Source organism: Maricaulis maris MCS10 (genome assembly GCF_000014745.1).
Taxonomy (GTDB): domain Bacteria; phylum Pseudomonadota; class Alphaproteobacteria; order Caulobacterales; family Maricaulaceae; genus Maricaulis; species Maricaulis maris_A.
This window is the reverse complement of the sequence record NC_008347.1, coordinates 270,306-283,835: the sequence shown is the minus strand read 5'-3', so window position 1 is coordinate 283,835 and position 13,530 is coordinate 270,306. Positions and strand designations below refer to the sequence as shown.

The 13,530-nt window shown below is 63.3% G+C and carries 1 protein-coding gene; it reads right to left on the bottom strand.

Going from position 1 to position 13,530, the window contains the following annotated elements; translation table 11 throughout:
• Nucleotides 1–228: 228 nt before the first annotated feature.
• Nucleotides 229–13,335 (bottom strand): outer membrane autotransporter, encoded by a 13,107-nt coding sequence (locus tag MMAR10_RS01295; RefSeq protein ID WP_011642190.1) that lies wholly within the window; start codon nt 13,333–13,335, stop codon nt 229–231.
• Nucleotides 13,336–13,530 lie beyond the last annotated feature (195 nt).

Genomic DNA, 13,530 nt, shown 5'->3' with positions numbered 1-13,530 from the left:
GAGGACGGAATTTGGTGCGAGCTGGTCTCTGGAAGGCAAAGATCGCGCTGCCCGTCATGAAGGTTCGCTTCGATCTCCAAGAGGTGGTGTCAGACTGAAGCGGAGCGGTCTGGAAAAACCTCCGCTGGCGCCCTTGTCCGCAGCGAGCTTGCCCGCCGCCCCCAAAAGCAAGCGGCCGCCCGGATTGTCTCCGGACGGCCGCCTTTCGTACAGGCTAGAGGTCAAGTCCTAGAAGCGAACGCGGAAGTCGATACCGGCGCGCCGGTGCTCGGTCTGCTCACCGAACTCGACATCGTAGCCAATCGACAGGCTGCCCCGTTCGTCACCGACGATCTCAATCCGGGCACCGATCTGGTAGACAACGTCATCGAGCACGGTTCCGATGAGCGCCGGCTCGGCGAGCGGGTTGGCGCCCAGGAAACGCATGGGCAGTTCCAGACTATCCTGCGACATCAACCGTGCGCCGGCTGCCAGCGAAACAACGCCCATCATGTCCTCGGTCTCCCGGAAGATATGGCCCACTGTCAGTTGCGGATTGATGGCCGCAACCAACTCTGTCTCGGAGAGAACCTCTACGCCCAGACCGTCCAGACCGTCCTCAATCAGACCGTCATGATGGAGCGCGGTCAGCGAGGCCGAGACCTGCGGACGGGCAAAGAAACTGCCGTTCCGGAAGCTGTCGCCGATATGTCCACCGATCCGCGCATACCCGGATTCAGGTGTCGAAGTACCGACGCCGGCCTCGAACACGGTTACCACCCGCTCGGTCTCATGCCAGGACCAGCCGCCCGACACCGAGCCCCCGTAATAGGGACCCGTCGCCTGGTTGCGCTCGAAACCAAGACCGACAGAGAAACCCTGACTTTCGGTCATGGCGCGTTGGCCGTCGACGCGGATTGGTGAGGTGTCCTCAAAACTGACACCGGCCGCGACCGACCAGTCATTGCCAAGGCGTCGTTCGAACCCGCCGGTAAAGCGCATCGCCTGCGTTTCGGTGGGCAGGCTCTCAACCGTGGCGTCACTGCTACTCGCGGTCATCTCCAGACGTGACCAGACACAATCGTCCCCGCCGTTTGCGACCGGAGAGCCGCAGTTGAATAGATCATCGGCAAAGCTGTTCGCCGCAGTCAGTTGTCCCCGCATGACCGCCGTGTGGGGCTCGGGATTGAGCTCCGCAAAGACCGCCTCATACGTATCCAGCTGATCATTTTGCAGATTCCCCAAGAACCCAAGCAAGCGACCAAGGCCGGCTGAGCCGCCGGCCTGAAGAGCCGAGTCCATATGACCACCGAGAGCCCGGCCATTGCCATTGAGGCTGGCCAGACCGAAATCGGTATCGATCAGCAGGTGGACGCCCGCCGCATCGGCCGCCACCGAGTAATCGATCGCCAGCGTGTCGCGGAAGGACAAGCCATTATCGACACCGCCCTCACCAGCCGCAAACAGCGTTACCCGATCGGTGTTCTCGAGCCAGATCAGGGTGATGTCACCGGTACCGTCGACCGTCGTCAGTCCGGTCACATTGACCCGGTCCGAAGCATAAGGACCGAAGGCCACGTCAAAGACCATATGGCCATCGGCTGTCTGCTCGAAATGACCATCCAGTTCGACCGTGTTGATGACACGTACGCCGTAAAACAGGTTCGTCGCCGGATCATCCCGATCGTCCAGGTTACCGAACAGCTCACCATTCAGCAGATCGATCGGAGCGTCCGAAGCCGACAATCCCATCAGGAACGTGCCCGAATTGCGGAAGGTTGCGGCATTCATCGGATCTGCTGATGCCAACAAGGCCGACTGCTCCCGCTCACTCGGTGCCGGAATGTCGTCCAAATCGAGAACCGCCATCACCTGGACACCGCCTGGCTTGCCTGCCAGTTCCGTGCCGGGGGCCGGCTCAAATTCCGGACCGGTGGGCGGCAGGGACAGGCCTCTCTCCTGAACCGGACGCTTGCTTCCGCCCGACACGTCAACAGACGCCAACGAGACCATTGCCGGCTGCGAGACCTCCGACAGGTCCGCCTGGACCGGGCGTTTGGTATCCCCTGGATGCTCGGCTACTGACGGGGCTGCCGTCCCAGTCTGCGGCGACGCCGTCAGAGCGGCCTGCAGCGTATGCCTTTCACCCGATACATCTGCGGCAGAGAGCGTGGCCGACTCGGGCCGGGACGCCGCCGCACGGGCCACACCAAGCGAGTTCGGCCCCGCCGGTAGCGCAGCCGGACCAGCACCGCCAAGAACCTGGTCAATGGAGACCAGCGCCGGTGCCGGTGCATCGGAAAGATCGCTTACAACCGGACGCGAAGGCTCGGATGCCAGCGGTCCATCAATCGGGTCAGCTGCATTCGTCCGGTCCTCCGCCCCATTGACCGACACCGGTTCCGCGGCCGTGTCCGCTGGCGGTATGACCGGAAGCTCAGCCGCGGCATCAAAGATCTGGTCCGAGGTTGAAAGCTGAGTTTCGCCCGGGGCATCGCGTAGATCGATTGTGTCGATGGCGATGAAAGTCGAACCGGCCAGGTTGTCGAAGGAGTTGACCCCCGTGCCAAGATCCAGGTTACCGACCACAAGGCCGGTATTGGCCACCGCGTCATTACCCGTGGTCGACCGGACAGCCCAAGTCGACACCGCGGACAAAGACGTCGTCGTCAGCAAGGTATTGTTCGCGCCCCCGTCGATAAAGGCGCCTTGTCCGAGGCCGCTGCCACCGCGCGCGAACTCAAGCAGAGCGATGCTGATGTTACCAGCACCGTCAACGCCGTCACTCTGCGCAAATACGGCAGTCGAACCGAGGCCCGTCGCAAGCAGGGCTCCGTCAACGGTCAATGTGATCTCGCCACCGCTGCCGGCGCCACCGGCCGTGCCGGCAAATACACCATCGACCCAGCCGCCACCGCCGCCAAGGCTCTGCGCAATGATTCCGAATGAACCTTCGCCAACGGTGATGATGTTGCCAGTCTGAGTGAAGCGAATGTTTCCGCCCGCGCCAGAGTTATCCGACATCAGCTGGTACTCAATTTCGCTGGCATTTGTGGTGACGGCACCACCGCCTCCACCGATCGACTGCAGCATCACACCGTGGGAGCGATTGCCCATTGTCTGAACCAGACCGACATGGCTCAACGTGACCGCGCCACCGTCGCCATGCGCGTCGAGCTGACCGCCCAGGGTCACCCCAACCCGGTCAACTCCGGCTATGCGGACATCGCCGCCCCCAGCACCGATTGATTGCAGCACCAGGCCGCTGGCAGCGTCACCGGTGGTGTAGACATCGCCTGCAAGCCCGCTGACAATATCGCCAGATCCAAGGTCAGTGCCGCCAAGACTTCCCAGATTTGGCCGCGCCCGCAGATTGGACTGGTCCACTGCGTCGATCTGGACGTTTGCGACACCGCCGCCGCCGCCAATGCTCTGGATCAGGCTGGCTGCGGAAAAGGCTCCGGTCGTGCTGATTGAACCCGTTTGGGTGCGCGTGACGTCGCCCCCGGTTTCGCCTTGGCCATTGACGGAGCCCAGTGCGAGATCGATCGGGTTGAGCGAGGCTCCGGACGGTGCTGTGACATCAATCGTGCCGCGTCCGCCGCCGCCACCGATCGACTGCAGCAGAAGCGCGGGCGACATGACGCCATTGGTCAGCAAGGCACCGACATGGGCGGATTCAATCGAGCCGCCATGGTTGTTGGTACCGTTCAGCGAGCCGAGAACCAGGCCGAGATCAATGCCCGGGAGAGGTCCCGCAGCCAACTTGCCCTCTTGCTCCTGGGCCGCTACCGGGGCCGCTGAGACCGCTTCAGTTCCGAGGACACCCGCCAAAGTAAGCGTGCCGCCGCCGCCGCCAATAGACTGGGCCATTTCAGCGACGCTATGATCACCAGCCGCGCCGAAAGTGCCATTTCCGGTCTGGGTCACCGAGCCGGGATTCATATCGCCTGAATCCATGGAGCCGAGCCGCACCATGATCAGCGGGTCCGCAGCAGTTCCACCCGGCGAACCGCCGAAAGCATCGGAACCGAACACGCTATCGACAACAGCCGGTCGGCCTGGAAGCGTTGTAATACCCGTCAGGTCAAAGCCCAGCGAGCCACCGCCTCCATTGATGCTCTCCGCCTTGATACCGACGGAGCCTTCGCCAAGCGTCGTGATATCACCGGTATGGTTGACGATGACATCACCGCCCAGTCCGCCATCGCCACCGCCGGTCGCACCCGCTATCGCGGCGATACTGTTGGACATGGCAACCGATGCGACATTGTTGGAGAGGCCGAAGCCCATCTGCGCGCTACCGCCGCCGCCACCAATACTCTGGGCCAAGATACCGTGGGCACCTGCACCGCGCGTCACGATGTGACCGGTGTTGATAACAGAAACCGTATTGGCATCGCCGCCATCACCGCCGGAACCACCGACAGAGATGAAGGGTGAATAGGCATTCGCGATCGACCGTGCGTTCAAGACAGCATTGCCGGAGAAGACGAGGCCGCCATTGCCGCCACCGCCGCCAATCGATTGGGCGAGAATGCCGTGAGCGCCAAACCCGCTGGTGTCGATCCGGCCACCATTATTGACCGTGACCGTACCGGCACTGCTGGCGTCGGCACCGCTGCCGCCCACATTCAGGCCGAGCTGGGCGCTGTCATTGTCACCGCCGAGCGCCGTCAGCGAAATGATGGACGATCCATTGCCGCCGCCGCCGGCGATGCTTTGCGCAAGGATACCGTAGGCCTCACGGCCTCTCGTAACGATGAGTCCGCTATCTGCGGCCGCGGTCGGTGTATTGTTGACCACAACATTCCCGGACACCCCGCCCATGCCGCCAGAGCCGCCGATATTGACGGTGAAACGCCCGCTCATATTGTTGCTGCCGGTCGACCCGACATCGCCGTTCAACAGCAAGCCGCCATCGCCACCGCCACCACCGATGCTGTTGGCACTGATGCCTGCAGACTGGTCGCCTCCGGTATAGATCGCGCCTTCATTCGTAACGGTGACGTCCTGTCCGATCCCGCCTCCGGCACCCTCGCCGCCGACGTTGAACGTGGCATCCATATTGTCGCCACTGCCCTGGATGCGACCGTTAAAGACCATGCCGCCATCGCCGCCACCGCCGCCGATCGACTGCGCGCGAATGCCGTATGAACGTCGCTCCAATGTGCTGATGAGGCCTTGGTTGAGGACCGTTACGATGCCTCCATCAGAGGCATTGCCACCTCTTCCGCCGACATTGACGCCCAAGGTCGATGAACCGTTCTTGGCCGCACCGAGGAATTGCAGGCCTATGGTTGCCGCATAACCACCTGTGCCGCCACCGCCTCCGATGCTTTGTGCCAGGATCCCGTCCGCGGCGACGCCGCCGGTCTGCAGATTTCCGGTCGATATGACATCAACTCTCCCGGCGAAGTTACCGGACCCGCCAGAGCCACCGACGCCAAGGTTCAGCGCGCCCGAACGGCCAATCAGCGTATTGACCGCGACTCCGCCAACGCCGCCACCGCCGCCGAGACTTTGGGCATGGATCGCATGCGACCCGGCGCCGGCCGTCAAGATCGTGCTTGAGGATGTTACCTCGACGTCGCTGGCTTCTGCACCAGAGCCGCCTTCAAGGCCAACAATAAGCTTGCCTCCGTAGGACCTCTGGCTGGTTCCCGCGCCTGACACGCTTGCGGCACCGACTGCGATTGAGCCACTGATGCCACCGCCGCCTCCGATGCTTTGCGCGATGATTCCCCGCGAACGGTCACCCTGAGTGAGAATGGTACCCGCGGAAGTAACCGTGACCGAGCCGCCGAGGCCGCCCGTTCCGCCAGAACGGCCGATGGCAATGTCCAGTTGACGGCTGGAACCCAAACCCATGGCAGTATTCATGGCTGTATTGCCGCCACCACCGCCAATGCTCTGAGCCGTCAATCCATCGGAGTCATCGCCCTCTGTGGCGATCACGCCAGAGTGAGACACCGTCACCGCCCCTGCCCCACCGGCAGCGCCCGTGGCCCCGCCGACAGACAGGTTCAGCGCGCTCGCGCCCTTCACATAACCGAGGCCCAGATTAATATTGGCATTACCGCCGCCGCCGCCAATCGACTGGGCTACCAAGCCGCGACTTTGCGTGCCTGTGGTCAGGATGTTTCCGGCATGGTGAACGTCAACCGTGGACCCAGCGCCCGCGCCAGCACCACTCCCACCAATCACGAATTGTGCCGTGACGGGGTTGTTGTCACCGGGCTTTGCGCCCGAAACGGTCACATTGATTCCGGCATTGCCACCGCCGCCACCGACGCTCTGGGCAATCAACCCGGTCGCATCATCGCCGGCGGTCCAGATCGAACCGGGCGTGGCACCACTGGGAGCAATTTCATCGGTTGTACTTGTCGCTGCTGCGCCAGGGTCGCTGTACCCGCGCACGACCCGGACAGCTCCCGCATCACCGCCAGAACCACCGGAGCCACCAACGCCGACGGCAATCGGTTGCCCCGCGCGAGACAGCGCGGCGGTAACATTCACACCACCGGCTCCGCCGCCGCCGCCCACGCTCTGGACCAGCACGCCGACCGCATTATGGCTGGTCCGCCTCGGATCAAACTCGGGCGTATCATCGTCAATCGGCTCAGACGTCGCCACCGACACATTGCCAGTGCTGTTGAACGTCACATCTCCAGCATTGGCTCCATCGCCACCGGTACCACCAATACCAATCGATGCGGCAAAGCCCTCGCCGTCACCCAGCGCCAGATTGCCCAGAACATTAATGCCGCCATCGCCGCCACCACCGGCAACGCTTTGGACCAGCATGCCGATCGAATCTTCGCCGGTAACTGCGACATTTCCGCTGTAATTTACAGCCACATTGCCACTTCGATTCCCGTCGCCACCGAACCCGCCAAGACCGAAGACGAGGGAGGGATCATCGCTGACGCTCGCAGAACCGGTCGCGTTTATGCCGCCGGATACATTGATGGCACCGAACCCGCCGCCGCCGCCGACACTCTGGGCAAGCAAGCCGCGCGCACGTCGACCGTCGGCGCGAAGGTTAGCGTTGATATCCGCTGTGACCGCGCCACCTAGGCCGCCATCCCCACCAAATCCGCCGATGCCGGCAATCAGATTGCCGGTTGTGGTAATGCCAGCGGATACATTGATCCCCCCGACACCTCCGCCTCCGCCGACAGATTGGACGATTACGGCTGCGCGATCATCGCCAACCCCTTGGGCAAACACGGTATTGTCGGCATTGCCGAAGGTCAGGTGGGCACTGCCAGCGTCACCGCCATCGCCACCGAAGCCACCGATACCGATCGAAACACCGCGCCCGTTATCACCGCCGATGGCCAGTTGCCCGGTGACGTTGACGCCACCGATGCCACCACCGCCGCCTTGGCTTTGAACGACAATACCATGCGATCCGCCGAGGCGACGCCTGCCACCTTCGCCAAGCAGCCCGTAGGAGTCGCCGAAATCTGTGATCAGGACGGGTTCATCATCCGTCGTGATATCGCTGAGCACGCCAGTCGAGATGACACTGCCCTGGATATTGGCGGTTACGTTGCCGGCACTGCCGCCGTCGCCACCGAAACCACCCAGGCCGAAGCCGAGGCTGGCGCCATCGTCAAGGGTAACGGAAATGCCGGCCGACGCGTTGACGCCCCCGGCGCCGCCTCCGCCGCCCAGGCTCTGCGCCAGCACGCCAATCGAGTCGGCACCGCGGGTGATTGTATCGCCGTTCCGCACGAGATTGACATTGCCAGCACTCGACGCTGCATCCCCACCGAAACCACCGACGCCGATAGTGCCGGCAGCTCCATCGGCCAAGCCAAACTGAATTGCTCCGGAGACATTGACACCGCCATTGCCGCCGCCGCCGCCGACACTTTGCGCAATCACGCCTGACGAGCGCAGACCGTGCGTCAAATAGGTGCCGTTTACCGTCGCCACGACATCACCGGACGGTGAGCCATCTCCTCCGAACCCACCGACGCCGATACTCAGAGCGCCCGAATTACTGCTGCCGCCCAGGCTCGCCGCCAGTGTTCCGGTCACATTGACCGCACCGACGCCACCGCCCCCGCCAAGGCTTTGAATCATGGCGCCGAAAGCATCATTGCCAAAGGTGGTGACATTGCCGCTCAGATGGCCCGTCACGCGGTCAGACCGACCGCCATCGCCCCCGAAGCCACCGAGGCCGAAACCGATTGAACCCGTGGTTCCTGCGCTGAGTGCGACCGCTCCCGTCACATTGACGCCACCCGCGCCGCCGCCGCCGCCGACACTTTGCAGCAACGCGCCGTAGGCATCGTCACCCCGCGTGAGAATGCTGCCCGTGAACGTTCCGTCCACCGTGGAAGCCGACCCGCCGCCGCCTGCGAAACCGCCAATACCGACACCCAAGGTTCCGGTGCCGCCGCTCCCGAGACCGACAGAGATGCCTCCGGTGACATTGACGCCCCCGATCCCACCACTGCCGCCAAGGCTCTGGATCGTCAGACCCGATGCGCCGTCTCCCGAGATCGTTGTCGTGGTGCCCGGCGCGAATTGTCCCGTTTGAATATCTGAATTGATGGTGCCAATTACAGCGCCACCATCGCCACCGTCACTACCGAAGCCGCCAACGCCGACAAGGATGTTGCCCGAAAGGCCGGACGTCGTGCCTGAAATGCCGCCAGCGACGTTGACGGCACCATTTCCGCCACCGCCACCGACGCTCTGGATTACGATCGCGCGCGATTCATTGCCCAGGGTGACGACATCTCCGTTGATGCCGGCATCGGCCATGTAGGTGACCGGGACGCCGGGGACAATCGCCAGGTTCGAGTGACCGCCATCGCCACCGGTTCCGCCAATTCCAACTCCGAGATTGCCAGCGAAGCTCGTTCCGAACGCCAGAGAGCCGGCCACATTGAGGCCGCCATTGCCGCCGCCACCACCAAGGCTCTGGACGACAATCGCGCCGGACCGGTCGCCTGCAGTCGTCGCTGCGATCAGCGTATTGTCGTCATCTGCCACACCGGCATTCAGTGCCAGCGTTGCGGTCCAGCCGTTACCGCCGTCACCGCCGGAACCACCGAGGCCGAAACCGAGCGTCCCTGCGCCTGTACTCGCGGCGACAATTCCGCCAGTCACATTGATGCCGCCATTACCGCCGCCGCCGCCGAGGCTTTGGACAAAAATAGCTGTGCTTTCATCACCATGACGGACATCGAACTCGTCGACATACCCCGTATGGGCTGATCCGACGACTGTCAGCGTGACACTTTCACTCGAACCGCCGCCTTCCCCGGAACCGCCGAGGCCGACACCGATCGCGCCGGCAACGGCGCCGCTGAATGCCAGATTGCCTGAGACATTGATGCCGCCATTGCCACCGCCGCCGCCGAGGCTTTGGGCAAAGATGGCCGTGGACTGGTCACCCCGGGTGGCTGCTACGCCGGTGAGGGTCGCATTGACAACGTCGCCGCTGCCGGCGGCTTCGCCCGAACCGCCAAGGCCGACCGCAATTCCGCCGCCGACTGTCCCGCCAATTGCGATATTGCCCGAGACGTTGAAGTTACCGTTGCCGCCGCCGCCACCGACGCTCTGGGCTACAAATCCGTTCGAGAAATCGCCCGAGGTTGCAATACTGCTCGCCGCGGCGATCACTTCACCGCCCGCGCCGCCAAGGCCGCCCGACCCGCCCAGTCCAACCGTAATGCCGCCCGCGGCGACACCGGCAAGCGTGATCGATCCGCTGATATTGAAGCCGCCATTACCACCGCCGCCGCCGACGGACTGGATCAGGGCGCCAGACGCAAAATCGCCGCTGGTGGTTACCAGGCCGCCGATGGTCCCCGTCACAAGGCCGCCACTTCCGCCGTTGCCGCCAGAGCCGCCGAGGCCGACACCGATACCGCCGGCCACCGTGCTGGACAGGCCGATCGGCACCGAAAGATTGAATCCGGCATTGCCGCCGCCGCCACCCACGGACTGAATAACAGCGCCCAGTGAATGATCACCCCGGGTCGAGATCGTCCCGTCGAAAGTTGCATCGACTGAACGGCCAGCGCCACCAGCGCCGCCGTCTCCGCCCAGACCAACCGTGATCGACCCCGACGCGACTCCAGCTGCCGCAACACCAGCCGCGACACTGAAACCACCCGCGCCGCCACCGCCGCCAACCGACTGGGCAATCATGCCGGTTGAGAAGTCACCCAGCGTGGCAATGCTGCCACCAAGATCGACAAACACGCGCTCGGCCGATCCACCTCCGGCGCCATCACCGCCAAGTCCGATGGAAATCGCTCCGGCGGCCGTCTCGCCTGCGGCGCCTGCGAAGGAGATGGCGAATCCACCCGCGCCACCCCCGCCGCCAACAGATTGCGCCAGAAGACCTTCCGAAAACTCGCCGCTGGTGCGGATATTGACGTCACTGCACAGCACCGAACTCGCAGTGCCGGGTTCACAGATCAGCACTTCGCCGCCGTCGCCGCCGCCTGCGCCGTCGCCGCCCAGAGAGATGCTCAAGGCCCCGATATATCCTAGCGCAACCTGGACAGAGAAACCGCCGGCTCCGCCGCCACCGCCGACTGACTGGGCAAACACGCCCCGCGACCGGTCGCCGCTCGTCTCGATAAGCGGGTCAACTTCGACCGGTGCACCGGCCAGAGTAATGGTTCGGCTCTGGAAATTGACCCTTACATCGCCGCCATCGCCGCCAACATCGCCATCGCCGCCCAGCGCAACACCGATGAATGCGCTGACCGAAACAGTGGATCCGCCACTGCCGCCGCCACCGCCGACCGACTCGGCGAAAATGCCATGGGAATCATTCCCGCTCGTCCTCAGATTATTGGCATGATCAACACGTACGTCCCCACCATCACCGCCTGCGGCACCATCTCCACCGATGGTAAAGAAGACGCCCCCGGTCGTGCCGCCATCACCGCCGCCACCGCCGACCGAAGCCGCGTGGATAGCGCTGGATACGTTACCTTCAGTCTCGATAGCACCCGAATTGCGAACATAGACAAGGGCACCATCACTTATAACGGCGTTACCTCCAGGCGCAGCATCGCCGCCAATGGCAATCAGGCCACCCGTATCGCCGCCGCTGCCGCCACCGCCACCGATACTTTGGGCAAAGATACCGCGCGCGCGATCCCCACGAGTATGCAGATTTCCGTGATTTTGGACGTCGACCTCGCCAGCATCCCCGCCGCTACCGCCATCGCCCCCGATGGCGACCAATCCACCTGTCGGAGAACCAGCTCCACCGCCCCCGCCAATGGACTGGGCAAAGACCGCATCCGCGCCAATGCCGTGTGTCGAGATGAGGCTGTAGTTTTCAACATCAACATTGGCCCCGGCATTGCCGGCCCCGCCGCCGCTGCCACCGACAGCGATAAGCCCGCCGGCTGCGTGTGCGGCTCCACCGCCACCACCAATGCTCTGGGCAAAGAGTCCGCGAGCCTCACGGCCGACTGTCGTGATTTCGGCATTGTTGACCACAAGGACATTACCGGCACTTCCGCCGCCGGCACCGTCACCACCCAGCCCGATCAGGCCGGCACCAACAGCACCTGCACCACCGCCGCCACCGATACTCTGGGCAAAAATGCCATAAGCGAACTCGCCCCGCGTGCGGATCTGTGCTCCGGCTTCTGTTTGGACTTCGACATCGCGGCCATCGCCCGCTGCACTGCCATCACCCCCAAGACCGACAAGACCGCCGCCTATGCCTCCATTCCCTCCGCCGCCGCCGATGCTCTGCGCGAAGATCGCGTGGCTGCCACGACCATAAGTGTCGATCCGCCCAGCGCCTTGATGAACAAAAACAAGGGAGCCAAGCGTGACTTCACCGCCTGTTGATCCATCACCACCCAATGCCACCAAGCCGGCAGCGGTTGACCCATCACCGCCGCCGCCGCCAACGCTTTGGGCGCCGACCCCAATTGCGTAGTCACCATGAGTGGTGATGTTGTCAGCGTGGTTGATTGCTGTCGCCGCACCGGAGTCCCCGCCAGCTCCGCCACTATCTCCAAGCGTGACCAGGCCGACACCCAGACCGCCGACGCCGCCGGATCCGCCGACACTCTGGACATACATTCCATGGGCACCAACGCCATGCGTCAGTATATTCCCATAATTCGTGCCGATAGCGTTGTCGGCATTGCCTGCCCAGCTCCCGCCTCCTGGCAATGAAACGAGGCCATAGCTGCCGCCGCCCTCGCCACCCGACCCGCCAACGCTCTGAACCAGAAAACCGATCGCGCCTTCACCCCAGGTTGTCACCTGGCCGTAATTCGTTCCGCTCGCTGTTCCAGCGGTCGTATCATTGCTTCCCCCGGCACCACCGAAGCCAAGAATGATGCCGGCTCCACCCTCACCCGCAGTACCGGATCGGCTAAAGACATGAACACCGTGAGAGTAGGCACCTGTCGGATCACAGGCATTAACAGTTGCCCGTGGTGCACAGGCGGGCTGAGCCAGCGATTCCGGATCTCGCCCCGTGACGACATCCACAAAATTGGTCCCGGTTACATTTCCGCTGCTACCGGCCGCACCGCCTCGACCGGCCACGGTGCCAATGCCGATAGTATAGCCGCCGTCACCACCGGATCCCCCCTGGCTGCCAATAACAACTCCGGCAACGCCGTCGGAGATCACCTCGACCGGGCCATGTGACAAGGCCGCAACCGCTGTGTGAGGGACCAGGACACTGCCGCCAGGCTCGCCATCCCCTGCGGGATAGCTCAGGAAACCGATGCCGCCGCCATTATTGCCATCGGCCCCAGTGCGGCCGCGCGAGACACTATAAAACAGGTTGCTATCCCCAACAGCCGCATTGGGGGCGGTCAGCGTCGTGCCTGCTGGCGAACCTGCACTGACGGGCTCATAGTCCGCACTCGCGTCACGGTAGGTCGTGACGGTCCGATTGGCCCCTCCCACAACCGGGCGCACGACCATGGATGTCGCCAGACCGGTTGTCGGGTTGACGACGACAGAGATCACTTCGACAGCTTCGCCCTGATTGGTCGGGTCCGCGATGGTTGTGCCAATACTGGCGGCCGTCAGTGCGGTCAATGTGGTATAGATGATCAGATAGTTGCTGGTGAGAACCTGACCGCCCTCAGTCGCCTGGATGGTCAAATTCGCATTGGTGTCAGGGTGAACAATGACTCCCCCGGCCTGCCCGAGCGCGTCGCCACTTCCGGCGGCCATCATTGCTCCGGACAGCACTGCGGCAACGCCGAGTTGGCCAAGGCGTGACAGGATGGTTCCCGTGAGGAGGGACCGCTTGTTCAGCGCATCCGCTTTATTCTGCAGATGACGCGCATCGCAGATCGAGTAAGACTGAATTGTCTTGGTCATAGTTTCCCCCACGGGTACAGAATTCGCACATTATTATTCCGCACCCGGTAAACAGCGCCTTAGGAAAACGAAAAACTTTTAAGGACTTAGACGCATTCTATACCTCGACAACTCAGGGTTTCCCGCGATCACTTCGCTGATTGCTTGTTGCGTGCAGGCGAGGCCCTCCAACCAGGGGGTTGGCGCTGTCAGACA